The organism is Candidatus Beckwithbacteria bacterium, from assembly GCA_026397255.1.
GTDB lineage: Bacteria > Patescibacteriota > Microgenomatia > UBA1400 > CG1-02-47-37 > JAPLVF01.
In genome coordinates this window covers 1-24,735 of sequence record JAPLVF010000013.1, presented here as the reverse complement: position 1 = coordinate 24,735, position 24,735 = coordinate 1, and the positions used below count along the sequence as shown (strand labels likewise).

The window sequence follows — 24,735 nt, the reverse complement described above, 5'->3', positions numbered from 1 at the left end:
AATGAACCCTCCGCTCCCCGTCACCATCACTTTTTTCATAAATTTATCTTATCACAGGTTGCTCACCCCTTATGCGGCTTTTACTAATTCTGTATGGTAATCTAAATTTTCCTTGAATGGATAGTAAGTAACTTTTAATTTATTTTGACTTAATTTATGATGTGCCGCATTCAAGGCACATTCTGCGTCTGTTAAAATTACGTTTCCGAGAATTTCTTTTAACGGTTTTATTTCTGTTAAATTGCCCGGCCCGCTTATCAAGTAATTTATTTTTCTCTCAAGCGATTTATTTAGACACTTAAGCTCTGAAAATATTTTCACCCATTCGCTTTTTCTAATCCAACCTAAATACATGGACACTAAATTTACTCCAGAATTTTGGTTCAGCCAGAACGCCCATCTTTTCATGTCTTTTTCCCCGCTCCAATAAATATGCGGCACGACCGGAACTCCTAGCCTTTGTAAAATATCAAAAGTCACCAAACTTCTTTTAACGTTAAGAACTCTCTCGAGGTGTGGGTGAACGAGAAAAACTGAATAGTCAATGGCCGTGTAAAGATCCGCTTTCAAGCTGGCGATTTGAGGAAAGATTTTCTTCCTGTTTGTCCATAAATTCTCTAAAAACCGGTCGGATCCGTAACCAAGTAATAGTACTTTTGTTTTTGAATCGATTCCTATTCTTTTACGAATATCAGCGGCAACTTTTAAATCATGTTTTGACACAACTTCGTCAATTTTGACTGCCACCCAATCTAATTTAGTATTATTAACTAAGTACTTGCTACCATGTTGTAATTCCGGGATGAAAATTGGCAGTTTTGGAATTTTTACCCTCAACGCTTTAATGTTGTTTAATGTCGCCCCCCTTGCGTCTCCCAAAAATTGAGCCCCTTTTTTGCTGCCACACGTCAGCGCTTCGTACTTTGAAGGTTTTGTTGGATAACAAGCGCTGTCGCAATCATCTAAATAATCAACGACTGGACAACCGGATATGCGCGCTGTTGATAAACCATTGAGACCCCAAAATTCTAACTGATCTGTAATTTTTTCATCCACGGCCCTTAACTTCGATTACTGCCAGGGAGCTATCCTTAATAGAGATGACCTTACCTTCGTAAACAAAGCCCTCGCTAATACACTTAATTACTTTTTTGCTCATTTTACCTGAATATCTTCCGGCACTTTGACCGTCAATAATCACGTTTAGGTAAAGATTGGAATTATCCGGCAACAAAACAGCGTATTGACCAACTATTACAGTCATGAGAGTAGGGACTTTTTGCTCAAATTTTAGACTAAACAGACAGTCTTGTTTAATAGAATTATTACCACCACTGGCGGCATAACTTCCCGTTGACCCCCGAGATTTAACGACCGGTTCATTTTTACGTCTAGATTCTGAACTTTTACCCATAATTAAATTAAAATAATTAGTAACTATGTCTGTATTGTAACAAAAATATTTACAAAGTCAACAAGCAGATTTGACAAATTTTCAACTTTGGTTTAAACTCTAGCATGATGGAGTTAAATTTCAAAAAAATTGGGAAAAACATAAAAGAAGCAAGGGAAGCTGTCGGGGCGTCACAACAGGAGTTGGGGAATAAACTTGGACTTTCTACCTCATTAATCGCTCTTTATGAAAGTGGCGAGAGAGAAATCAATAATCTTGGAACGTTATCCAAGATTGCTAGAGAATTACAGGTTAGTCTGAAAGAATTAATTGAAGGTTTTAGCGTTCCATCAATTCATATTTCTTTCCGTGCTTCGAAAAAGGCCCTTAAAAACCCAAAATTTAATAAAGCCATTAATGAAGCCATAAGGCTTTCAAAAGATGAATTTTCAAGATGAACCAAATGACAATGGATTTGCTTTAAAACTTGCCAGAAATCTTATTAAGCAAAGTGTTCAAAAAATTCCCCCAATTCGACTAAACTTAATTTTAAAACAAGTAGACTTTAAAATTTCCGTTCAAGGCAAAGATTTAGGTGATGAGGATGGTTTTAGTGTTGGAACGACTCAGATTATATATAATAATAAAAAACCTGAAACAAGGATAAGGTATACGATCGCTCATGAATTGGGGCATATTTTAATGGGGCATAATTCTGGTTTCAGAACAATAGACTTTTCAAATAAAAATCCCGATGAGGTGGCCGCTAATAAATTTGCCGCCGAATTATTAGTGCCTTTACAATTGATAAAAGCGGAACGGCTTATCTCTTTATCTTGGAGTGAATTAGCAAAAAATTACTGGGTAAGTAAAGATATGATGATGTGGAGATTAAAAGAAACCAAGCTATACGATAAATTAGCTAATTGGAATTAAGCCATCATAAGTGAAAAGAATAGGGAAGTAAAATAATAAGTACGTAGTTGTTGACAAAATTTGCCAAAGGGTTCTTAATGAAGATATACAAATAAAACCCGATCCCATAAAGATATGTTAAAACCTTACTACGAAAAACTAAACTTTGAGCTTTACTTGGGTAATTCTTTAAAACTCTTGAGTCAGTTTCCGGAGAATTCCGTGGATATGATTTTTGCCGACCCGCCTTATTTTCTTTCCAGCGGCAGTTTCACCTGCCAAAACGGGAAAATGGTTAGTGTAAAAAAAGGAGACTGGGATTTAAGTAATGGAACAAAGAAAAATTTTGAATTTCATAGAGAATGGTTAAAGCTATGTAAAAAGATTTTAAAACCCAATGGAACTATTTGGGTAAGTGGAACTTATCACTCCATTTATCAATGCGGTCTGGCCTTAGAAATTAATAAATTTCACATATTAAACGATATTGCTTGGTTTAAGCCGAATGCCTCTCCAAATTTAAGCTGCCGTTTTTTTACCGCTAGCCACGAAACCCTAATTTGGGCCAGAAAAGACAAAGAAGGTAAACACATCTTTAACTATAAATTGATGAAAGATGGTAATTGGCCGGAAGACCAATTAAAAAAAGCGAACTTGCAAATGAGATCAGTTTGGTCAATTAATACGCCTAAACCGATTGAGAAAAAATTTGGAAAACATCCGACTCAAAAACCTATAGACTTGCTTAAAAGAATAGTTTTAGCCAGTACTAGAAAGGGTGATTTAATCCTTGATCCTTTTACCGGCAGTTCCACTACGGGGTTAGCCGCTTATTTATATGGAAGAAAATTTATTGGAATTGACACTGAAAAACAGTATTTAGATTTATCAATACAAAGATTTGAAGAGCTAAAATCCAATCTTGAGAAAAAACAGCTTAGATTAGTGAAAGAAAACTATTCTATGCCTCAATATACCACAAGGGCCTTAATTTAGCCTGGAATTTATTACTTTTTTTATTTTCTTTCGATGTATATTTTGCTGCTGCAGGTTGACCCCTAGAAATACTCATACACAAATTATCAATTTCTTTAATATCATCTAAAACTTGCCTTATCCATCCTTGGTAAAAAAGCGTAGGAGGGTCAAAATTGCTTTCTTTGTTGTATGAGTAAGCCTGCTCAATTATGAAAAGTTGTGACAAATTAGCAATTATTTCAATTGGGTTCAAAAAATGTTCAAATTTTTCTTTTTTCAAACCCTGAATTACCTCGTTAGGATCTTTACCGTAGAAAATGTCATCAAAGGCAACTAACATTTTTTCCTTTAAATCTGGTCTGCTTCTTACCCTTAAGTTTAAATCAATAAAAACCCTAAGATGATTAGGTCTAAAATTTCTTGCAACAGTTCTAAGCCATATTTGAAAATTCTTTTTTACGTTATATGTGGAAAATCTCTTGGAGAGAACAGATGGTCTAAGCAAATAAAGTTCCGTATCATGAGATTTACAAACAGACATTTCTGTATCAAATTCCAAATTCCTTACTTTATTAAACATCTCATCATATTTCATGACTTGAATATATAGAATAGTGGTTTAAAGATCAACTAAAGGTAATAATTAGTAGTAAAATTTAAATATGACTAAACTCTACTTAGATATTGAAACTTTGCCGTCAGGGGAAGAAATGAGGGAGATCCTCAAAGATATTTATAAGAGGAAAAGAAGAAGTAAATATACCCCAAGAACTTTTGAAGAGTTTGTCGAAAGCACCGGACTGGACGGGTCTTACGGCCGCATCGCCTGCATTTCTTATGCCGTTAATGACGAAGCGGTGAAAACTCTTTCCGGAGACGAAAAGAAAATGCTGACGGATTTTTGGGCTATTGCCAAAAATGCGGATTTATTTATTGGCTTTAATCTGATGGACTTTGATTTAAGGTTTATTTACCAAAGATCGGTTATTTTAGGCGTTAAGCCCAGCAAAGACTTAAACTTTGCCCGCTACCGTAACTTTCCCATCTTTGACATTATGTGCGAGTGGAGCAAATGGAATCTGCAAAGTAAAATTTCTTTGCACGCGCTGTCTAAGGTTTTAGGCATTCCCAGCCCTAAAGAAGGGGAAATCGAAGGTAAAGACGTGGCTAAGGCTTATCAAGCTGGCCGGATTAAAGAAATCTGTGAGTACTGCGAAAAAGATGTCGAGACTACCCGGAAAATTTACAAGAAAATGATATTTGAAAATTAAAGAGAACAAGTGAAAAGAGCCGGGAAGTAAAGTAAAAACTAATCAAAGCGGTGGGAGAGCTGAATAAACGATTTGCCGGACAAGTCAAACCAAAAAGATGGGCCAATTACGCCCGCGATTTTGTCAGTATTAAACACAATTAAGTTGGTTCCGCCCCAGCCTGTCACCTCGGTAATAATATATTCCGGGTGCTTTAGCTCGAACAACTCGGCAAATTCCACTGTTTGCGATCCTGAACCCAGCGGCTTGCCGCTGGTGGTTAACACTATATAGCGGGTTTTATCGGGCCCGGTTTGCTTTAAAAACATATATTTATTATCCGGGGAGACAGAGTTGAGCGGAATAGAGATAGTGGTATCAGCCGGCAAAGTCTGCCACCAGATTGTTTTTGCCGTTTCCTCACCTTGCTTAGCTGTCATGGTCCAGGTTATTGTATTCGCTTCCTTTTTCTGCTTCATCTCCAGGTAAATTTTCCCGTCTGATGAGTTGGCAGATAAATTTAGCACCGGGCCGGGACTCGGCTCGGTAATAACCTTAATTGGGATTGATTGGGGATTAAGGCGCCAAAACATGAGCCCGCCGATAACGGCCACGCAAATAATGATTAACAGTGATGATTTAGCCTGGGGCTTGACCATAGATCGTTATTTTTTCATTAATACCGGCCCAATTAAATAGTTTTTGGGCGTCAACGGTCCTCATATTGACACAACCATGGCTCATTGGGTGGCCAAAATTATTATGCCAATAAGTACCATGCATGGAAAAGCCCTTGGCGGCGGCAACCCCGGAGCCGGAAAAAAACATCACGTAGGGGACATTGGGTAGGTCGTAATAGTCGCTCCCTGAGCCGCCGGACATGCGGGTCGCCCGGAATTTGGACCAGATCGTAAATTCACCGGTCGGCGTCCGGCCCCATTTTCCGGTGGAAACCAAAACCTGCATAAACAAACTGTCTCCCTGATAGGCGGTTAGGGTTTGGGTACTTAAATCAATGTAAATATGTTTTTCTGCATTTGGGTCGGCGTCGCCCAGAACCTGAGTCTCCGGCTCAACCGCAGCCAAGTCAATTGCCGGCGGCATCACTTCTTGGCCGTGGAAAACTCCCATCACCCCGTTTTCGACTTTTAGACTAAAATTTGGTTTAACTTCTTTTGGCCTGAAAGCAAATATTCCTCCTATAGTTAGCCCCAGTACCAATAAAAACAACCCAATTAGTTTTCCGGTCATATTTTAGATTAAACCATTCTGTGGGGTTTGGCAAATATCCTATAATATGGTATAATATCCCCTTAAATATGCTTTATGAACTGATTCTGTCGCTTCATTTAGCCTTGGCCCAACCGCAAATTTTGGGGGCGTCCAATGCGGTTTTATCATCCCATAGTATTAACCTGGAAAACAGATATGATAATGAGTTTGTGAGCGGAGTGTTTAAGGATAATATTCTCTTAACCCTATACTATCTGGATAATCAGGTGACTGACAAAAGTCAGATCGATTGGGACAGGATTAACCAGCCGTTTAAAACCCAGTTTACTTTAAAACCGGGTGAAAAATTCGCTTTCCATGAGAAGACTTTGCCCGATTATTCGGCCAATGTAGTTAAAACCACTAATGCCCATTTTAACGGCGCAGAAGGGTTTAAGTCTGACGGCCATCTGATCGGCGACGGCGTCTGCCACTTAGCTTCGCTCATGTATTGGGCGGCTGAAGATGCCGGTTTAACTGCCCATAGCCCGTCTGACCATAATTTTGCCCAGATTAATGAAGTCCCCAAAGAATACGGTGTGGGAATTTTAAGCCCCAACCCCTTAGGAAATCTGTATATTGTTAACAATCTGGACCAGCCGATTACTTTCAGTTTTGACTTTGACGGCCAGAATTTAACCGTGACTGTAAGTAAGTGAAAAGAGCCGGGAAGTAAAGTAAAATTTTGTGCTATAATTTTTTACATGGATAAGAGAACAGATTTTTTGAAAATCTATGCTAATTTGCCCTTGTCTATCAGAAACGAAATAGTCGTTGTTATTGCTAACGAACCGTTAACCTGGAATGCCGCCCACTTGGAAGTCGAACAAAACACGCCGGTCGGAAAAGAGATTTTAGAAATATTAACTAAACTAAAAATTCTCAAATGAGAGCGAAAGATGAAATAAAAAAAATTGCCTTGGCTCGGGCTAAATTAATGCCGGAAAATCTTAATATGGCAATTGGCGGAAATAGGCTGAATAAGCAGGCGGTAATTAAACACATTGAACAAGAAGATGAAATCGGAAAAACAATAATGCGGGTAGAGCTCGAATATTTGAAAGATTTGGTATCCGGGGCAATTTACCAAAATGAGTAAATCACTTCTGGTAACAAGATCCAATCATGATGAGGCAACTAACTATTTGTATTATTGGTCAACTTTGGTAATCAAAGCCGCCAAACAAAAATTATTCGCTGTTTATGACTTGGCCGGAAAGAAGGCCAATAAAAAGAATTTTGACAGTTGTCTTAAATCTAACCAGCCCGCGATTCTGTTTTTGAACGGTCATGGCAATAGCACAACCATTACCGGTCAGGATTTTGAACCGCTTTTGGAAACCGGCAAAAAATCGGCAGTGGCCGGAACAATCATTTATGCCCGGAGCTGTGATGCCGGGATTACTTTGGGTAAAGTATTAATCAAAGAGGGAGCTAAAGCCTTTATCGGTTATAACCAAAAATTTATTTTAGGCTATGATTCCGATAAACGCACTAGGCCATTGACTGATTCAATGGCTAAATTATTTCTTGTACCGTCAAACTTAGTGGTTACTACTCTAATAAAAGGGCAAACCGCCCGGCAAGCGCAGGATCGGTCCAGGCAAGCGATGCTGAAAAATTACCGAAAAATGACTAGCGCTACTGCTTCGTACCGGAGAAGATATGTTAGCCGCTGGCTTTGGAGTAATTATAAGAGCCAGGTTTTGTACGGTAATGCCAGCGCAACATTTAAAGATTAAGAGAAGTACAGTAAAATAAGGGAATGGGTTTAAAAATTTGTTCACCAGAGCTGGGATTAAGTCCGGAAAGTAATTCCGGCGGGGAAGTTTATGACCGGGAAGTAATTAACCGGCTTTGCCAGGCAGGGGTTAAAGTTTTCAGCTTACTGCCCAAAAACCGGCCATATCTGAAACACAAAAACTTAACTGTAGCATATGCCCCGATTAAACCCATGTTTCCGCCCCATGTATTTTCTGCTTTTGTCCTGCCGTATTTAATTAAAACTTATAAAGCAGAAAAATTTGATATTTTACGCGTCCATAACCCTTATTTTGTCGGTCCGGCTGCCAGCGTTTTTAAAAAACTTTATCCTCAGGTACCGGTTATCGCTACCTATCATCACCTGGAAGAGGGTATTAATCACTTAATTGATAAAATCGTCATCAGGAATTTTGATCACCTTATTGCCGTTAGCCATTTTACTAAAAACGAAATTATTACAAGATTAAACTATCCGGAAGAAAAAATTTCTGTAATTTATGATGGCGTTGGCAAGGAATTCCAGCCTGGTCCAAAACCCCAAAAACTTATTGATCACTGGGATTTGGCAGGTAATTTCGTGATTTTATTTGTCGGTGGGTTAAAACAGCGGAAGAATCCGGCATTTTTACTAACAGTTTTAGACAAAATTGGCAACAAAAACACAGTTTTAATTTATGCCGGCACAGGCCCATTGGAAAAATCATTAAAATTACAGGTTCAGAATTTAGGTTTAACTGATAGAGTCAAATTTACCGGTTTTGTTCCGGAATCTGACAAAGTATTACTTTACCGTTTAGCTGACATTCTGGTTTTACCTTCTTCAAAAGAAGGTTTTGGTATGACTTTGACTGAAGCCGGCGCCTGTGGTATCCCGGTGATTGGCAATAATAATTCTTCAATAAGAGAGATTATTCAAGATGGCCAAACAGGATTTTTAGCTAAACCAGGGGATGTTAATGATTGGGTGGAAAAAATACTTCAATTAATTAAATCACCGGATTTACGGCAAAAAATGGGCAAAATAGCCTTAAAATATGTTATTAATAAATTCACTTGGAGGAAAAATATTAAAACTCAGCTAAAGATATTTAATCAATTATGAGTCAGTCTTCAGATTTAATTAAGCATAGAAAAAAATACAGCCAAGCCATTAAAGCCAGTAAAAAAAAAGGCATGGCTGCATTTCAGGCGTGGTTTGATAAATCAAAAGATATTAATGAATCAATCAAGAGAGGTTATTGGGATTTAACTTTTCATATTCTCACTCAAACGGTCTGTAGACATCTTAACAATCCCGAAGAAAAAATTGCTTTAGAAATAGGCTATGGCGGGGGGAGAATTCTTAATGCTGCCTGTAGTTATTTTAAACAAGTGGTTGGTATTGACATTCATGAAGAAAAAAACACCGTTATTAAATTTTTAACCTCTCAGGGTAAAACAAATTTTAAACTTCTTACCACCTCCGGTTGTTCAATTGCTGTTGCTTCCGACAGTCTTGATTTTATCTATTCATTTATTGTCCTTCAACACTTGCCAAATTATGAGAATTTAACTAGTTATCTTAAAGAAACCCGTCGTTGTCTTAAAGTTGGCGGAGTGGCTCAATTGTATTTTGGTAAATTTTCAAAATTAAATCCCCTGGATCAAATCCGCTTTTTCCTTAAAGGCTATAAAGAAATTACTACCGCTCCTGTCAATCAAACCAGCCTAGTCATTCGTGTTTCCAAAATGAAACAAATTTGCCGCAAACTTGGCTTTAAAATCTTAGCCACAGGCACATCTTATAAAAATGTTTCTGATGGTTCTGGAAGAATTAAAGGCGGACAAAATTTTATCACTCTTTTAAAATGAATATTATTTTTTTAAGTGAATACGCTTATCCGCATGCTGTTTCCGGCGCTGAATACAGCCTGCACGCTTTAGCCGAAGGCCTACGCCGCAGGATTAAAGTGGTTATTTTGTCGCCTGACTTAGGCGGTCGATCACCCGATTTAAAATTCCCCTTTCCTAAAAAAATTAAACCCGGCCGGATTTTATCGCCGCTTTGGTTTAATAATCCTTTTTTCTGGTTTTATTCAGCTTATTTTATTATTAAAACTATCAGGCAAAAAAAGATTGACTTAATTCATGTTCACGGTAAGTATATTTTACCCGGAGCAGTTTTAGCTGGCTGGCTGACCCATAAGCCGGTGGTAGCGACGGTGCGCGACTTTAAGTTTTTATGCCCTTTAGCCTTATGCTTTACCCAACAGCAAAAAAAATGTGGTTTTGGCTATTACATTAATAAAGAGATTCCTGAATATCAGTCAAGATACGGCGGAACGGCCAAGTGGAAACTGGTTCTGGCCAAGTTATGGCAGTATAAACTGAAGTGGTTTTTAAACCGCTGCCAGCAAGTAATTGCGGTTTCGCCCCAGTTAGCTAAAATCTACCAGGATAATGGAGTAAAAAAAGTTAGTTGGATTTACAATTTGCCTCCCCTTCGACAAGCTCAGGGCCATGGCCCCCGACAAACTCAGGGCTATAGCCAGAATAAAAGGATGATTCTATCAGTAGGAAAGTTGTCTTTTGGCAAAGGTACGGATTGTTTAATTAAGGCCGCCGAACAATTACCTCAATACCAATTTATTTTTTGCGGTAACATTAACCCCAGTTTTAAGTCCGAGTTTCCCAAGAACTGTAAATATTTAGGCAAGTTAAGCCATGAGCAAACTTTGAAATTATATGAACAGGCAAGTGCCTTTGCGATTCTTTCCCGCTGGCCGGAACCGTTGTCCCGCGCCGGCTTGGAAGCGTTAAGTTTCGGCTTACCGATCGTCGCCTCCAATCGCGGTGGTAACCAGGAGCTGGTGAAAGACAATGGTTATTTAGTTGATCCGGAAAAACCTGACCAGGTGGCAGAGGCATTAGTTAAGGCCATGAAAAATACAACACAATTTTCCCAAAAAAGTTTAGAATTATTACAAACACGCTTTAACCGCCAACAAATTATTAACCAGTATTTAGCTCTTTATCGCCGCTTAACATGAAATTACTTTATCCTTTTGTTTGGTTAATAAAAAAAACTAAAGTCCTGTCCGCTGTTTCCATGAGACTGGTGCAGCTTACCGGTAAAAGTAAATATGCCATTCACCCAAAACATTTGATTAACATCGAGCCGCTCTGGTATTTGGCGGATATTAACCGGCAGGATGTGGTTTTGGACCTTGGCTGTCATAACGGTCAGCACACTTTAAAGACTGCCGTTAAATGCCGGAAAATTATCGGTTTGGATTATGACCGAAAACAACTCACCATTGCTAGAAATTCCGCCGCTGATAAGCATATTACCAATGTTGTTTTTAGACAATTTAATTTAGAGCAAAAATTAAAATTTAAAGACCAGTCATTTGACAAAATTCTTTGCTTGGATGTTTTAGAGCACATTATTAGACGAAATCAGTTATTAGCCTCAATTCGGCGGTTATTAAAGCCCCGGGGTTTGGCTTTTATTGCTATTCCTAATCTCAATACTTCCTGGAAGCAGCTGCAAAAAAAAGTCGGCTTAAACCCGTTTGCCGACCCGGACCATAAAATTGAGTATTCTTTAGCTCAGGCTAAAAATATCCTTAAAAGAGCCGGTTTTGACATTATCAGCCTCAGAGCGGTGACTTATGATTCACCTTGGATCGGCTTTATTGATTTATTGGGCGGATTATCTTTGCGCTTATACTCAAAAATTGCTTTATATAAAAAAGCCAAAGCCGGCCAAAATATTAATGAATCAACCGGGTTTAGAATAGTTATTAAAAAATCCTTATGAATTTAGGTTTATTTTTATCACCGGGAGACACTTTAATCATTTGAGCGTGGACAAATTTTAGAGACTCATTTAGACTTATATTCATCTTTATGCTCCAAGTAATTAAAAGAAAGTTAGCCCCGGTTTACGAGCAATTTTTCTCTTTTTGGCCTAACGGTTGGTCGCCATTTCCCATCAATGTGGTTTTTGAAATCCTTTATGGCTGTAATTTAAACTGCACTTTTTGCTATCTGCGTCAGGAAGAAGTGGTGAAAAAAATTACCCGACGGAAACAGTTATTAACTCTGGAAATTTTAAAAGTCATTGATCAGGTTCCCGCTCAAACTGCTTTGTCTTTTACTGGTGGTGAGCCGTTAATTCATAAAGATATTTTAACCATTGTTGCTTATGCTAAGAAAAAGCACCGTGTCGGCATGATTTCCAACTTAACCGCCGCTACTAAAGAGCAGATTAAAGCTTTGATTAGCTTCGATTTGGATACCTTGATGTTTTCCCTTGACGGACCGACAGCGGCGATTCATGACCAAGGTCGGGGCAAAGGCAGTTTTAAAAAAACACTGCATAGTTTAAAGCTGATTCAGCTGGAAAAACAACAACAGAATAAACCAACGCCGACGATTACAATGAATTCTTTAATTTTACCGCAAAACTATCCACTCTTGGATCAAACAGTTAAATTGGCCAAAGACTTAAAAGTTGACTGGCTTAACTTTCAGCTGCTTGACCCGTCCTTAGATCGTTCCGGCTACGATTTACATCCAAATTTACGACATTTAAAAATAGATTACTGTCAGAAACTTTTAAAACTTCCCAAAACAAAATTAGCAAAAAGCTTGCAGTTGGCCATGATAACCGCTGAAAAACTTGGCGTTAGATTAAGTTTCTCGCCCAGCCTGTCTTTACCAGAAGTTGTTGATTATTATTCCGGCAAAGTCGATTTAAGCCGTCTTTATTGTAATAAAATCTTTCATTTGGCGAGGATTTCTCCTTTCGGCGATGTCTACCCCTGTTTTAACTTAAAAATCGGCTCAGTTTTAGACACTCCGTTTATGAAGTTGTGGAATAATTCCGTTTACCGAAGGTTCCGGCAACAGATTAAGGCGGGAAAATTCCGGACTCAGTGTGTCGGTTGTTGCCATTTGCGGTTAAAATAAGCTTATGAAACCTCAGTTGGGGATTCTACTAAACTTGGGAGACAGTTTTAAAACCTATCGTCAAAGCGGTCGGGACATTCATTGGTTTAACAATTATTTAAAATATTATTTACCGGCCTTTGGCCGGCCCTTTGTTTTTTCCTATGATGACGAACCTAACCCCTTCCCCAAATATATTCAACTATTTGTTAATAAAACCGGGCTACCAAGATTTATTTATACTTTTTTAATTCCTTTTATTTACTTTAAGCAATTAAAATCGTGTCAGGTTTTAAGAGTTAAACAAATATTAGGAATTTGGCCGGGAATAATTGCCAAAATTTTATGGCCGACCATTTTAGTCAGTACTTACGGTTATGATTATACTTATTTTGCCAAAAAAGAAGATCATCATTTAATCCCTCCGTTTATTAAATTGACGGAATATTTTGGCTTGAAATTTAGCGATCGGGTTATTGTCACTAACCCGGAAATGTATGATAAAGTCTCTCGGATAATCCCTAAAAATAAATTGGTTTTGCTTCCCAACGGGGTGGATACCGCTCTTTTTAAACCGCAAAAGAAAAAACCGGGAAAATATCTGGAAATCATCTCTGTCGGCCGGTTGGTTTATCAGAAAAACTTTGAAGCAGTTATTAAGGCAGTCAGTCAGGTAAAAACCCAGCGACCAATCCGGCTGACAATTGTCGGCAACGGCAGGTTAGAGGAAAAATTAAAGGCTCTGGCTAAAGATTTATCCGTTAATTTGAGAATTATTCCCTCCTTGCCTCACGATCAAGTGGCAAAACTTTTGCAGTCCGGTGATATTTTTATCATGGCCTCACTTCATGAAGGCAGCCCCAAGGCTTTGCTCGAGGCGATGGCTTGCGGTCTTTCTTGCGTGGTCGCTGACAAACCTTACAGCCAGTTTATTATTAGTAACAACAAAGATGGTTTATTGGTAGAAAATACTATTTTAGGTTTAACACAGGGAATTCAAAGTTTAATTGATCAGCCAGAAAAAGCGAAAAACATAAGCTTACAAGCCCGTCAGACTGTTCTTCACCGATTTAATAATCAAACCATCATTAAAAAAGAAATCAGTTTACTTAGATCATTATGAAACCAAAAGACATTATTTGGGTCACAGTCCTCACCCTTATCAGCCCCTTATTAACCGGCTATTATTTTAGCGTTTTGGATCACGATCACTACCTGCCTTATTTAAACAAGCTGCTCAACCCCTCTCTTTATCCTAATGACTATTATTTTTCCCAACCCCATGCTAGCTATTCTCTTTTTAATTACGTTCCGGTATTGTTAAGCAAAATTAGCGGTCTTAATTTAGCCTGGACGCACCTGCTTCTTTATTTGTTAAGCTTATGGTTGCTTTATCTCTCTGTCTTTTATTTGGCCAAAACCATCTATCGACAATCGATGATTGGATTTTTAGCCGTATTTTTATTTATTTTACCCAAATGGGCCGCCCAAATCGGCTACATGACCCATCATTTTTATTTTGTCAGCCGAGATCTTAGTCTGGCGCTGTCTTTACTGGCCTTAAGCTTTATTTTGCGTCGGAAATTCATTTCCGGTTTATTATTGATTCTTTTAGGGGCCTTCACTAATCCGTCAATTCCCATACCCGTCGGCCTGCTGTGGTTGTGGCTAATGCTAAAAAAACAAAAAAAGTTTCCTCTTTTTGCTTTTATAAATTTAGGGCAAAATCAAGCTTGGCTGGAGACTTTACGTGCCCGCGGCACTTATAGTTTTCCTCATCTTTGGCGTTGGAGCGGTTGGGGTAATTTTGGTTTATTTTTATCATTGTTAGGTACATCCTGGCTGGTTCTAAATGATAAACTTTTTTCTAAATACGCTTATGTAATGAAATTATTTTTAAAAATCTGTGCCGGGTTGTTCTTGTTTCATTTTATTATTAGCGCCGTCATTCCGGTTGCAGATTTAATTCAACTCCAACTCTTGCGGTCGATAAATTTTATTTTTATTATCAGCTTGATTGCCTTTAGCGCTGCCTGCTGCCGGCTGGTCACGACCGGCCCGTTTTTCGTTAAACTATTGACCTTATTGGCTATTAGCGGTGTTTATTTTTGGGGAGATCATCTTACTGTTTGGCATTTTGCCGCCATCTGGTCTCTGCCCTTTCTGCTGATTGTTAAACCCCAACTGCTTAGATTAAAGCCGAAGAAATTTTCTTACCTGCCCCTTTTTATTATTTTGGTTCTGACCGGTCATTTATTAGTCATGCTTTTCTTAATTAAACCCAAAGTTAATCTGCCTGACTATCTTTATTACCCTAACCCCTTGGTTAGTCTGGCCCATTATGATACTTGGCAGGATGTGCAAAAATGGGCCAAGGTCAATACGCCGGTAACTGCGGTTTTTTTGATTCCCCCGGACATTTCCGGTTTTAGGAACTTCTCCGAAAGGAGTATTGTGGGTGACTTCAAAGATGGGGGTGCGGTTTTTTATAGTTGGGAATATAGCAAATTATGGCAAGATAAAATGGAAGCTTTAAAAAGCTCCACTCAATTTCGTGAATCAGATTTCATCAAAATCCAGCAACAATACCCCTTCCAATATTTAATCGTTAGCAGTAACCATCCCGCCCTTAATTTCCAACTTGTCTATAGAAACAGGAATTTTTTGATCTATAAGATATGATAAAACAAAAATTTATCACAATATGAAAAAATGGCAACATCAGTATTATCATGAAAGAATCAGAAAAACTTTTTCTTTCATTATTCCTCCCAATAAAAAAATTCTTTTTTTAGGGGCAGATGACGCAAAAATTCTTGACTCATTATGTCCGACAAAAGGGACTGTAGCAATAAACAGTGCTTATGAAAATTATCTTCCTAAAGAAAAATTTGACTATATTATTTTAAACGGAGTCTTAGGGCAAACAACTGATATGCTCCGAATTTTAAAGAATATTCTGCGGGCCTGTCATCCTTCTACTAGAATTTTAATTTATCAATACAACTATTTATGGCAAGGGATTTTGGCGCTGGCTGAGAAATTGGGATTAAAAAGAAAAGAGGGGGTACAAAACTGGTTATCCGTTAATGATTTAAGAACTTATCTTGAGGGGGTTAATTTTCAAGTTACCAGAGTTTTTAGAAGGACAATTTTTCCTTTAAATTTATTTGGTTTAGGACGATTATTTAATTTTATTAGTGTTTTGATTCCTTTCTTTGATTTTTTTAAATTGGACCAGTTTATTATTGGTCGGTCTGAACCGTATCTATTCCCCAAAGCATTACCCGAAAGTTTAACTATTTGTATCACCGTCAGAAATGAAAAAGGCAATATCGAACCAATAGTTAAATCAATTCCCAGGATTTGCGACCAGCAGGAAATTCTTTTTGTCGAAGGCCATTCCACTGACGGCACCAGGAAAGAAATATTCAGAATGATCAATCAGTATCCTCATAAAAATATTCGCGTGATGGGCCAGCCGGGCATCGGCCAGGGTGATGCCACCAGGGTCGGATTTAAAGCCGCTAAAGGCGAAATAATCATTATCTATGAAGGCGACGGCACATCCGACCCGGGCGATATTGACTACTTCTATCAGGCAATGAAAACTGGCAGGTTTGAATTTATTGAAGGTACCCGATTTGTTTATCCTAAAGGTAATAAAGCGATGCCACTCGTTAATCAGTTGGGAAACATTGTGTTCGCGAAATGGTTTTCGTTCTTTTTGGGCCAAAGAACGACTGATGTATTAAGCGGAATTAAGTCAATTCTTAAAAGAGACTATAACTTGCTTTATCAACGGTGGGGATTTTTAGGGTTTCAGGACCCCTTCGGTGATTTTGAACTGCTTTACGGTGCCGCCAGAATGGGGTTAAAGATTGGCGAAATTCCCATTCGTTATTATCCGCGGACTTATGGTGAGACTAAAACTAAACCATTGACTCACGGTTTTTATTTACTTAAAATGGCGGCCAAGGGTTATTTAATCTTTAGGAATAATTAAATTATGAAAGTGCCTCAATTTTCACCGTGGATTGGCAAAGAAGAAATAGAAGCAGTGACTGAATGTCTTAAAAGTAATTGGATTACCGAAGGGCCAAAAAGCCAACAGTTTAGTGAAAAACTGCTTCAGCTGATCGGTAGCCGTTACGGTGTTTTTGCCCCTAATGGCACTTTAGCTCTTTACTTGGGCCTTAAAGCTATGGGAGTAAAAGCAGGCGATGAGGTTTTAGTGCCTGATTTTACTTTTATTGCCTCGGCTACGGCAGTGGAAATGGTTGGTGCCCAGCCTGTCTTTGTGGATGTTAATCGGGAAAATTTCCAAATTGACTTGTTTCAAGCGGATAAATTAATCACCAAAAAAACAAAAGCAGTAATGCCGGTGCATATTTACGGAACAGTTGTCAATATGGACGAAGTGGGGAAATTTGCCAAAAAATATGGGCTGATGATTATCGAAGATGCCGCTCAAGCCATTGGGGTGCACTGGAAAGAAAAGCATGCCGGCACTTTTGGGGAAGCAGGCTGTTTTTCTTTTTTTGCCGATAAAACCATCACCACGGCCGAAGGCGGGTTTATCGTCACCAATGACAAAAAAATTTATGAAAAACTTTTATATCTAAGAAATCAAGGTAGGATTGACAGGGGTAGTTTTATCCACCCGCGAATTGGCTATAACTTCCGCCTGACCGATGTTCAAAGCGCCATAGGCTTAACCCAACTTGCCAAGCTTAACCAAATAAAGCAAAGAAAAGCTCATTTACTAAAACTTTATCAGGACTTACTTAAAGGAGTAAAAGGAATCACTTTTTTTAAACCCGAAGCAGGCGCCGAGTGGATACCCTTTAGAGTGGGAATTCTATCCGAAAAAGCTCACAAGCTGATGAAATTTTTGTCCACAAAAGGAGTCGAAGCAAGAACTTTTTTCTATCCGTTACACCTGCAGCCATGTTTTAGCTACTTAAAAAACAATCAAGATTTTCCTAATGCGGTTTACGGGTATGAACACGGCGTCTGTCTGCCGACCTTTCCGAGCTTGACCGACAAACAAGTTGAATATATCTGTCAGTCAATTAAGCAGTTTGTTAAATAAAAACTTTATCCGGCTTGTAAGGCCCATTTTTAATCTCAAATATTTCGCAGTCTTTTAAAACCGTTATTTCATGGCCACCGTTAACCGTTAAGAATAATTGTCCTTCTTTTAAATCCACAGTTTTAAAATATTTTTTATCAGGACCGTAAAGATTGATTTTTATCCGGCCTTTTTTGACAATAAAACATTCTTGAAGCTGGTGAGTAATTCTTTTAACGGGTTTATGAACATGGGCGGGAAAACGAGAGCCCCGGGGATGCTTAAAAGTTAAAACTCCCACTGGTCCCTGGGTGTCAGTTTGAGGATTAGACCCTTTCGTTAAGCTAGTAATCTTAATGCCAATTAAAGTTTTTTTATAATAATATTTTTCCATCAGAGTTTGTTTTTTTTGACTAAATCAAAGTCGCTTTTTGCCATAATTTCCGCCAATTTTTTAAAGGTTACTTTTGGTTTCCAGCCCAGGACTTTTTTAGCCTTTTTCGGATTACCTAATAACATATCGACTTCCGTCGGCCGAAAATATATCGGGTCAATCTCAATAACTGTTTTGTTAGTTTTTTTATCAATCCCTTTTTCTTTGACCCCCTTGCCTTTCCAAACAATTTGATAATTAAGGTATTTTCCCACCTCTTCAACAAATTCTCTTACCGTATGGGTCTCACCGGTGGCTAAAACAAAATCATCAGGTTTTGAATATTGGAGAATTCTCCAGATGCCTTCGACATAATCTTTAGCGTAACCCCAGTCTCTTTTGGCATCGATATTGCCAAGTTTCAGGGTTTTTTGCAATCCTAGTTTTACCTGAGCCAGACCGATGGAAATTTTTCTGGTAACAAAGGTTATCCCTCTTCTTGGAGATTCATGGTTGAATAAAATACCGTTGGAAGCAAAAATACCATAACCTTCCCGGTAAATCTTAGTAGTGTAATAAGCAAATAACTTTGATAGACCATACGGAGATTGAGGATTGAAAGGTGTATTTTCATCTTGTGGGCTAGCCAGGACTTTACCAAACATTTCCGATGAGCTTGCTTGGTAATACTTAGTGGCGGCTTTTTGATCTTTGATTGCATCTAATATTCTCAAGGCGCCAAGACCGGTTGTATTGGCAGTATATTCGGGGATGTCAAAACTGACTTTGACATGACTTTGGCCGCCTAAATTATATATCTCATCCGGTTTAGTTTGATGAATAATCCGATTAATGCTTAAACCATCGCTCAGATCGCCATAAAAGGTAAAAAAGTTTGGGTAATTGGGATTATCATAAATATGATCAATGCGAGCGGAATTAGGAAGACTTGTCTTCCTTTGTAATCCATAGACTTTATATCCTTTTTCCAGTAATAATTCAGATAGATAGGAACCGTCTTGTCCGGTTACACCGGTAATTAAAGCCGTTTTCATATAAACTTAGGCATTATAATATAGTTTATGGATGATTATCAAAGGTTGTTAAGATACCGAAGAATCTGGGAAACCAAAAAAATTCTCAGAATTATTTACTCCGATTGGTATAAAAAAATTATTAAAGACCTTAAACCAGGAAAAACTCTGGAAATCGGTTCCGGTATCGGTAATTTTAAAAAATATTATCCGGAGATTATTTCTTCAGATATTGTTCCTTGCGAATGGTTAGATAAATGTATCGATGCTCACAATCTTCCTTTTCCGAAACATTCCTTATCCAATATTGTGATGATTGATGTTTTACATCATCTCCAAGACCCACTGCGATTCTTTCGGGAGGCCTGCCGGGTGTTAAAAACAGGAGGGAAAATAATCCTGATGGAACCTTTTCCCAGCCCTTTTTCTTTACCTATCTATAGAATTTTTCATCCCGAGCCGTTTATTTTTAACGTAGACGTTTTTTCCGCTTCTAAAAATAAGCCTAAGAAAATCCCTTGGTCTTCAAATCAAGCCATCCCTTTCCTGCTTTTTTTTAAACAGCTAGATAAATTTAATAAACTCTTTAAGGGGAAATTTAATATAATAAAAAGAGAAAAATTTAGTTTTGTTCGCTATCCGTTATCCGGCGGTTTTGAGAATAAACAATTAATACCCGATTGGTTATTTCCTCTAGTCAGAATTATTGAGAAGCTACTTTTTCCTCTTAGGGGATTATTAGCCTTTAGGTGCTACGTTATATTACAAAAAAGATAAACAAATAAATAGTTAGGATATAATTCCTTTATGTCTTCTATAATTTTTAATAAATATCAATCACGTTCACCTAATTATCATTGGCAACAAGTCAGCCGGAACCTATTTATTTTTAACGCCTTTGTTGTTGCCCGTTATCAACAAGTAATTAAATTAATACCCAAAAAAGCAAATCAACGTTTGTTAGATATCGGTTGCGGCGATGGGGTTTTATTAAACTTGATTAAGCGCGCCAGGTTATATGGAGTCGACTTGGACCAAAGCAGTCTCAATTATGCCGCTACCCGGGTTAAAGCGAAATTCTTCCATGCTTCTGCCTTTAAATTACCCTTTAAAGCCAATTTTTTCGATGTCGTTTTAGCCACAGAAATTATTGAACATTTATCCCGGCCCCAACCCATGCTTCAAGAAATCCGTCGGGTTTTAAAACCTAACGGCTGCGCCATTATTTCTACTCCTATTAAACCTGTCGTCGGTTTGACAGACAAATTGCATGTCCGGGAATATACTCCGGAACAACTGCAATCTTTTTTGAAAATTTATTTTAAAAAAGTCAAAATATATCAATCACACCCTTATTGGTTAAAAAAAATGTATACTTCCAGCTTATTGACATTGGGCCGGTTTCATTTTGATCTTTTCCGGTGGGTGATTAATACGGTCGTGTTTTCTACAGGTTATAACCCGTTTTTAATTAGTGGTGATCACTCCACGCAACAAGTGGCGGTGGGCCGAAAATAATCATATGTTTCAGCTTGGTCGGAATGTTTTGACTCAATTAACTGCTAACGTTTTCGGTGGATTAATCTCTTTTTTCACCATTTCGATTTCTGCCCGGGTTTTTGGCCCGACAATTTTTGGCCAGGTCGCCTACCTAATTGGCTTTTTGGGGATAATTATGGCCTTATCTGATTTTGGCCTTTCCCGGGCTCATATTCACTTCACTGCTTTTTTGAATCGGCCCCGGCAAACCCTGGGCACTTTTTTAACCATGAAGCTAATCATTTTAAGTATCTGTGTGGTTATGGCCTTAATTGCCGGTACAATTAAGGGTCAGTTATCCTGGATTTTTATAATTTTATTGGTCAACGAAATTTTTTCCCGGATTGCCGAGGCCACTTTAATTACCTTTGAAGGCTTACAGCAGTCCTGGCCGCCCAATCTTTCCCACCTTCTTGCCAAAGTCGTTAAACTTCTGGGTTTAGGGATAATTATTTTAGTCTTTAAAAATGCTTTTGGTTACTCTTTATCTATTTTAGTAGAAACGATCGTCTTGTTCGGTTTTTGTCTTTACTGGCTCTGGCGATTTAAACCTTTACAATTTTCCCCATCCTTAGCTAAAAAATATTTTCACTACAGTCTCCCTTTTGCTTTAATTATGCCTTTGTCCTATCTCCAGGATAGTAGCATCCCTTTGATTTTGCGGCATTCTCATTCCGTGGAAGTAGTTGGCTTTTTTGCCGGGGCTTTTGGACTTTTTGGTTTTATTAAAACATTATCCGGTTCACTGATGACTTATTTTTTCCCAAAAATATCCCAACTTTATCACTTGGGTCAGTTAGACGAAATTCAACGCTACACTAATTTAGCCGTCAAGTTTTCCGTTGTTTTCTTTGCTCCATTTTTATTATTGCTTTACTTTATTCGCTATCCGCTAATTTCCTTGGTTCTCGGTCGCCAATTCTTACCCAGTGTTCCGGTTTTTGCTTGGTTGTTACTCGGTCAATTAATTTTAATAATTTTTGCTCCGTATGATCATGTTTTATTTGCCACCCGTAATCATCAACCGATTATTTGGATTAGTTTTTTCAGCTTGATTTTATTAGTTAGTTCAAATTATTTATTAGCCCCTCATTTCGGCGCCGTTGGCACGGCAGTCAGTTTAGTTTTGACTTGGTTTATCAGCGGCCTTGGTAATTTTATGATCCTGGTTCGCCGCACCGGCATGCATTTTTGTGATGACTTTTCCTTTGGCAGAAAAGAGGTAAAATACTTTCGTGAACTCTTTTATTCCTTTAGCCAAACCGGTTTTCGGTTCAACCGAAAAAAAATTAGTTAATAACTGTCTGAATACAGGCTGGATTTCTTCAATCGGATCTTATGTGGAAGAATTTGCAGTTAAATTAGCTAAATTTGTTGGTGTTAAATACGCCTTGTCAGTCGGTAATGGAACGGCTGCTTTACATTTAGCCTTGATCGCTTTAGGGATTGGTTCTGGAGATGAGGTGATTGTGCCCGCCTTAACCTTTGTCGCTTCGGCCAATGCTATTACTTACACTGGTGCTAAAGCAGTTTTTGTGGATATTGAGCCTCAAACTTATAATCTTGATATTAATAAAATTGAAGCCAAAATTACCTCGAAAACTAAAGCCATTATGACAGTTGATCTTTACGGCCATCCGGTCGATTTTGACAAAGTAAAAGCAATTTGCCGGAAATATAATTTAAAACTAATCAGTGATTCAGCTGAATCTTTAGGTTCGTTATACAAGGGTAAACCAACCGGCCGTCAGGCAGATATTAGTACCTTTAGTTTTTTTGGTAATAAAATTGTGACCACCGGTGAAGGCGGGATGATTACTACCAACAATAAAAAATATTACAACACCGCCAAATTTTATCGCGATCAGGCTAAAAAAATTACCATTCATCCTTATTACCATCCGGCTATCGGCTATAACTACGCCATGACTAATCTTCAGGCAGCCGTCGGTATCGGACAACTACAACAATTGCCTAAATTTATTCGGCAAAAAAGACGAATTGCTCAACAATACACCAAGCTTTTAAAAAACATTCCCGGAGTGATTATTGCTAATGAAGCAGCCTATGCCAAATCTAATTACTGGATGTATTCTATCTTAATTGATAAAAATAAATTCGGCCGCACCCGTAACCAGTTAATGGCTTATTTAAAAACTAAAAACATTGAAACCCGGCCTTTCTTTTTCCCGATTCCGCTACTGCCGGCATACAAAGCTTATAATTGCCCTCAGGATTTTCCAGCCACCGTCAAAATCGCCTCACAGGGTATGAATTTACCCACTTTTGCCAGTCTAGCTGAGAAAGAATTGCAATATATCTGCCGTGTTATTGAGCAGTTTTCGCGGCTTGTTTAATCACTTGAATGACTCGATCTTGTTGTTTTTTTGTTAAATTGGAAGCAGAGGGAATGTATAAGCCAGTCTCACTTAGCTTTTCTGATACTGGTAAAACTTTCCCTTTATTTTCATGATAATAATATGGTTGTAAGTGTAAGGGGACAAAATAGGTCCGTGTTTCTATTCCTCTTTGTGCCATAAATTTCCTTAATTCATCTCTACTCATGCCAAATTCGGGCAGCACTTCAAACCCAAACATCCAATAGACATTTTTTGCCCATGGTGCAGTCCGGGGAAACTTAACTCCTTTAACTGCAGATAAATTTTTCATATAGTATTTTGCATGATAAATTCTGGCGGCAACTAATTTGTCGTATTGCTCTGTTTGGGCTAAACCTATAGCTGCGGTTAAATTTGTCATTCTAAAGTTATAACCTAAACGTTTATGCCAGAAATGCCTTTCAGTCGAAAAGGCTACGTCTTTTAAATTTCTAGCTAAGTCGGCAAAATCTTTATTATTGGTTACCACCATTCCGCCTTCACCGGTAGTAATTATTTTATTGGCATAAAAAGAATAGCAACTGGCTGAACCGCGGCCGCCGATTTGTTTGCCTTTATATTTAGCCCCATGGGATTCAGCCGCATCGTAAATTACGCTTAACTTATATTTCTTAGCCACGGCTTCAATTTTATCCATGTCCGTCGGGTGTCCGTAAATATGTACGGGCATTATTGCTTTAGTCTTTTTAGTAATCGCCGCTTCAATTAATTTTGAGTCGATTTGATAATAATCATCACAGTCCACAAATACTGGTTGGGCACCTAAATAGGAAATCGCAAAAGCTGAAGAAATCATCGTATAGGTTGGGACGATCACTTCGTCTCCTGCCTTAATACCCAAAGTAGCCAAGGCTAAGTGTAATGCTGAAGTCCCAGAATTAACAGCGACCGCATATCTGGCGCCGACTTTTTTGGCAAATAGGTTTTCAAATTTCTCTAGAAACTCTCCTCTAGAACTAATCCAGTTAGTTTTTAAGGCTTTTTTAACATAAATAAATGCCTTAGCGTTTAAAGTGGGCTCGCAAACAGGGATTATATTTTTAGAAAAAAGCGGTCTGGCCCTTTTCCCGATCACTTTGTCATGGGCTTCTCCGGTTAGTTTCGGTTCCGGTCCGGGAATACATTTTGCCCGCTTGCCTAATTCCTTTAAATTATATTCGCGCGCCGGTTGCATACAAAAGGTATCTTAGCATAAAGTAGGATAAAATAAATCAAGTTATGGAATCTTTGGAATATACCAAAATGTTTCAGCTGGAAGACCGGCACTGGTGGTTTGTTGCCAAGCGGCGTTTTACCGCGGCCATTTTATCAACCTTATCTTTAAAACAGGCAAAAATCCTTGATGTTGGCTGCGGCACCGGGAGAAATATGTTAATGCTGCAAGAATTTGGAACAGTCAGTGGCGTTGATTTATCCCCTTTAGCCATTAAATATTGCCGTCAACGGGGATTAACCCAGCTGCAACAGGGTTCGGCGGACAGCCTCCCTTTTCCAGCCTCTTCTTTTGATTTAGTCACTCTTTTTGACGTCTTATATCATCAGGGAATCAAATCAGATATTAAAGTTTTGCAGGAAGTTTTTCGGGTACTTCAGCCCAAGGGCTATATTTTAATTACTGATTGTGCCCATCCTTGGTTATTTGGGCCGCACGACCAAGTTATGCAGGCCCGGCAGCGATACACCAAAAAAGAACTGACACAAAAACTGACTTCAGCCGGCTTTACGGTTATCCGGGCATCATATTTGTTTATGTTTACCTTTCCGGTTTTTGTTGTTAACCGTTTGTTAAAAAAATATTTTAATGTTTCT

The 24,735-nt window shown here is 38.3% G+C and carries 30 protein-coding genes; 22 read left to right on the top strand and 8 right to left on the bottom strand.

Annotated features, from left to right (window positions below; all coding sequences use genetic code 11):
* Window positions 1-69: 69 nt before the first annotated feature.
* Complete coding sequence (locus tag NTZ93_02605; protein ID MCX6816728.1) at window positions 70-1,056, bottom strand: DUF4417 domain-containing protein; 987 nt, start codon at window positions 1,054-1,056, stop codon at window positions 70-72.
* Window positions 1,049-1,414, bottom strand: a complete 366-nt coding sequence (locus NTZ93_02600; GenBank protein ID MCX6816727.1) for a hypothetical protein — start codon at window positions 1,412-1,414, stop codon at window positions 1,049-1,051. The genes NTZ93_02605 and NTZ93_02600 overlap by 8 nt, the downstream gene beginning before the upstream one ends.
* Before the next feature lie 104 nt (window positions 1,415-1,518).
* Between NTZ93_02600 and NTZ93_02595 the strand changes: the two genes are divergently transcribed.
* From NTZ93_02595 to NTZ93_02585, 3 genes are all read left to right on the top strand, one after another.
* The gene (locus NTZ93_02595) at window positions 1,519-1,851 is read left to right on the top strand and encodes a helix-turn-helix transcriptional regulator (protein MCX6816726.1); all 333 of its coding nucleotides are present in this window, start codon (window positions 1,519-1,521) and stop codon (window positions 1,849-1,851) included.
* Window positions 1,835-2,329: an ImmA/IrrE family metallo-endopeptidase gene (locus NTZ93_02590; GenBank protein MCX6816725.1), complete on the top strand. Its 495-nt coding sequence runs from the start codon at window positions 1,835-1,837 to the stop codon at window positions 2,327-2,329. The genes NTZ93_02595 and NTZ93_02590 overlap by 17 nt, the downstream gene beginning before the upstream one ends.
* A gap of 114 nt (window positions 2,330-2,443) precedes the next feature.
* Window positions 2,444-3,304 (top strand): site-specific DNA-methyltransferase, encoded by an 861-nt coding sequence (locus NTZ93_02585; protein ID MCX6816724.1) that lies wholly within the window; start codon window positions 2,444-2,446, stop codon window positions 3,302-3,304.
* Here the strand turns inward: NTZ93_02585 and NTZ93_02580 are convergent.
* On the bottom strand, window positions 3,270-3,881 hold the full coding sequence (locus tag NTZ93_02580; GenBank protein ID MCX6816723.1) for a hypothetical protein: 612 nt from the start codon (window positions 3,879-3,881) through the stop codon (window positions 3,270-3,272). The genes NTZ93_02585 and NTZ93_02580 overlap by 35 nt on opposite strands.
* A 67-nt stretch (window positions 3,882-3,948) precedes the next feature.
* On the opposite strand from NTZ93_02580, the gene NTZ93_02575 reads away from it, so the two are divergent.
* Entirely contained in the window at window positions 3,949-4,557 is a 609-nt protein-coding gene (locus NTZ93_02575) for a ribonuclease H-like domain-containing protein (GenBank protein ID MCX6816722.1), read from the top strand.
* Between the two features lie 38 nt (window positions 4,558-4,595).
* Here NTZ93_02575 and NTZ93_02570 read toward each other — a convergent pair whose 3' ends face one another.
* Together NTZ93_02570 and NTZ93_02565 are read right to left on the bottom strand one after the other, a co-directional pair.
* Window positions 4,596-5,195: a hypothetical protein gene (locus tag NTZ93_02570; protein MCX6816721.1), complete on the bottom strand. Its 600-nt coding sequence runs from the start codon at window positions 5,193-5,195 to the stop codon at window positions 4,596-4,598.
* A complete protein-coding gene (locus tag NTZ93_02565) occupies window positions 5,176-5,787 on the bottom strand; it encodes a L,D-transpeptidase (protein MCX6816720.1) in 612 nt (203 codons plus the stop codon). Before NTZ93_02565 ends, NTZ93_02570 begins: the two co-directional genes overlap by 20 nt.
* 68 nt (window positions 5,788-5,855) lie before the next feature.
* On the opposite strand from NTZ93_02565, the gene NTZ93_02560 reads away from it, so the two are divergent.
* The 13 genes from NTZ93_02560 (at window position 5,856) to NTZ93_02500 (ending at window position 17,602) form a co-directional block, all read left to right on the top strand.
* On the top strand, window positions 5,856-6,467 hold the full coding sequence (locus tag NTZ93_02560) for a VanW family protein (GenBank protein ID MCX6816719.1): 612 nt from the start codon (window positions 5,856-5,858) through the stop codon (window positions 6,465-6,467).
* Between the two features lie 45 nt (window positions 6,468-6,512).
* Window positions 6,513-6,698 carry a hypothetical protein gene (locus NTZ93_02555; GenBank protein ID MCX6816718.1) on the top strand — a complete coding sequence of 62 codons (186 nt, stop codon included), beginning with the start codon at window positions 6,513-6,515 and terminating at the stop codon, window positions 6,696-6,698.
* Window positions 6,695-6,907 carry a hypothetical protein gene (locus tag NTZ93_02550; protein MCX6816717.1) on the top strand — a complete coding sequence of 71 codons (213 nt, stop codon included), beginning with the start codon at window positions 6,695-6,697 and terminating at the stop codon, window positions 6,905-6,907. The genes NTZ93_02555 and NTZ93_02550 overlap by 4 nt, the downstream gene beginning before the upstream one ends.
* The gene (locus tag NTZ93_02545; GenBank protein MCX6816716.1) at window positions 6,900-7,550 is read left to right on the top strand and encodes a hypothetical protein; all 651 of its coding nucleotides are present in this window, start codon (window positions 6,900-6,902) and stop codon (window positions 7,548-7,550) included. The genes NTZ93_02550 and NTZ93_02545 overlap by 8 nt, the downstream gene beginning before the upstream one ends.
* Before the next feature lie 23 nt (window positions 7,551-7,573).
* Complete coding sequence (locus NTZ93_02540; GenBank protein ID MCX6816715.1) at window positions 7,574-8,674, top strand: glycosyltransferase family 4 protein; 1,101 nt, start codon at window positions 7,574-7,576, stop codon at window positions 8,672-8,674.
* Window positions 8,671-9,423: a class I SAM-dependent methyltransferase gene (locus tag NTZ93_02535; protein ID MCX6816714.1), complete on the top strand. Its 753-nt coding sequence runs from the start codon at window positions 8,671-8,673 to the stop codon at window positions 9,421-9,423. Before NTZ93_02540 ends, NTZ93_02535 begins: the two co-directional genes overlap by 4 nt.
* The gene (locus NTZ93_02530; protein ID MCX6816713.1) at window positions 9,420-10,601 is read left to right on the top strand and encodes a glycosyltransferase family 4 protein; all 1,182 of its coding nucleotides are present in this window, start codon (window positions 9,420-9,422) and stop codon (window positions 10,599-10,601) included. The genes NTZ93_02535 and NTZ93_02530 overlap by 4 nt, the downstream gene beginning before the upstream one ends.
* Window positions 10,598-11,374, top strand: a complete 777-nt coding sequence (locus NTZ93_02525) for a class I SAM-dependent methyltransferase (protein ID MCX6816712.1) — start codon at window positions 10,598-10,600, stop codon at window positions 11,372-11,374. Before NTZ93_02530 ends, NTZ93_02525 begins: the two co-directional genes overlap by 4 nt.
* An 89-nt stretch (window positions 11,375-11,463) precedes the next feature.
* Window positions 11,464-12,528: a radical SAM protein gene (locus NTZ93_02520; GenBank protein MCX6816711.1), complete on the top strand. Its 1,065-nt coding sequence runs from the start codon at window positions 11,464-11,466 to the stop codon at window positions 12,526-12,528.
* Window positions 12,529-12,532: 4 nt separating this feature from the next.
* Window positions 12,533-13,630 carry a glycosyltransferase family 4 protein gene (locus NTZ93_02515; protein ID MCX6816710.1) on the top strand — a complete coding sequence of 366 codons (1,098 nt, stop codon included), beginning with the start codon at window positions 12,533-12,535 and terminating at the stop codon, window positions 13,628-13,630.
* Window positions 13,627-15,189 (top strand): hypothetical protein, encoded by a 1,563-nt coding sequence (locus NTZ93_02510; GenBank protein ID MCX6816709.1) that lies wholly within the window; start codon window positions 13,627-13,629, stop codon window positions 15,187-15,189. The genes NTZ93_02515 and NTZ93_02510 overlap by 4 nt, the downstream gene beginning before the upstream one ends.
* 22 nt (window positions 15,190-15,211) lie before the next feature.
* Window positions 15,212-16,513, top strand: a complete 1,302-nt coding sequence (locus tag NTZ93_02505) for a glycosyltransferase (GenBank protein MCX6816708.1) — start codon at window positions 15,212-15,214, stop codon at window positions 16,511-16,513.
* A 3-nt stretch (window positions 16,514-16,516) separates the two neighbouring features.
* On the top strand, window positions 16,517-17,602 hold the full coding sequence (locus NTZ93_02500; protein MCX6816707.1) for a DegT/DnrJ/EryC1/StrS family aminotransferase: 1,086 nt from the start codon (window positions 16,517-16,519) through the stop codon (window positions 17,600-17,602).
* On the opposite strand, the gene NTZ93_02495 is transcribed toward NTZ93_02500, so the two are convergent.
* Window positions 17,595-17,975, bottom strand: coding sequence for a hypothetical protein (locus tag NTZ93_02495; GenBank protein ID MCX6816706.1), 381 nt, complete (start codon window positions 17,973-17,975; stop codon window positions 17,595-17,597). The genes NTZ93_02500 and NTZ93_02495 overlap by 8 nt on opposite strands.
* A complete protein-coding gene (gene gmd / locus NTZ93_02490) occupies window positions 17,975-19,009 on the bottom strand; it encodes a GDP-mannose 4,6-dehydratase (GenBank protein MCX6816705.1) in 1,035 nt (344 codons plus the stop codon). Before gmd ends, NTZ93_02495 begins: the two co-directional genes overlap by 1 nt.
* A gap of 27 nt (window positions 19,010-19,036) precedes the next feature.
* Between gmd and NTZ93_02485 the strand changes: the two genes are divergently transcribed.
* Genes NTZ93_02485 through NTZ93_02470 form a run of 4 tightly spaced genes read left to right on the top strand, consistent with a single transcriptional unit; the run spans window position 19,037 to window position 22,884 of the window.
* Window positions 19,037-19,765 (top strand): class I SAM-dependent methyltransferase, encoded by a 729-nt coding sequence (locus NTZ93_02485; protein MCX6816704.1) that lies wholly within the window; start codon window positions 19,037-19,039, stop codon window positions 19,763-19,765.
* A 30-nt stretch (window positions 19,766-19,795) separates the two neighbouring features.
* Entirely contained in the window at window positions 19,796-20,506 is a 711-nt protein-coding gene (locus NTZ93_02480; GenBank protein ID MCX6816703.1) for a class I SAM-dependent methyltransferase, read from the top strand.
* A 4-nt stretch (window positions 20,507-20,510) separates the two neighbouring features.
* On the top strand, window positions 20,511-21,824 hold the full coding sequence (locus NTZ93_02475) for an oligosaccharide flippase family protein (protein MCX6816702.1): 1,314 nt from the start codon (window positions 20,511-20,513) through the stop codon (window positions 21,822-21,824).
* Window positions 21,763-22,884 (top strand): DegT/DnrJ/EryC1/StrS family aminotransferase, encoded by a 1,122-nt coding sequence (locus NTZ93_02470; GenBank protein ID MCX6816701.1) that lies wholly within the window; start codon window positions 21,763-21,765, stop codon window positions 22,882-22,884. Before NTZ93_02475 ends, NTZ93_02470 begins: the two co-directional genes overlap by 62 nt.
* Here NTZ93_02470 and NTZ93_02465 read toward each other — a convergent pair.
* The gene (locus NTZ93_02465) at window positions 22,856-24,100 is read right to left on the bottom strand and encodes a DegT/DnrJ/EryC1/StrS family aminotransferase (GenBank protein MCX6816700.1); all 1,245 of its coding nucleotides are present in this window, start codon (window positions 24,098-24,100) and stop codon (window positions 22,856-22,858) included. The two genes, NTZ93_02470 and NTZ93_02465, sit on opposite strands and share 29 nt — an antisense overlap.
* A gap of 44 nt (window positions 24,101-24,144) precedes the next feature.
* Here NTZ93_02465 and NTZ93_02460 point away from each other — a divergent pair.
* On the top strand, window positions 24,145-24,735 hold a 591-nt coding region (locus tag NTZ93_02460), incomplete at its 3' end, for a class I SAM-dependent methyltransferase (GenBank protein MCX6816699.1).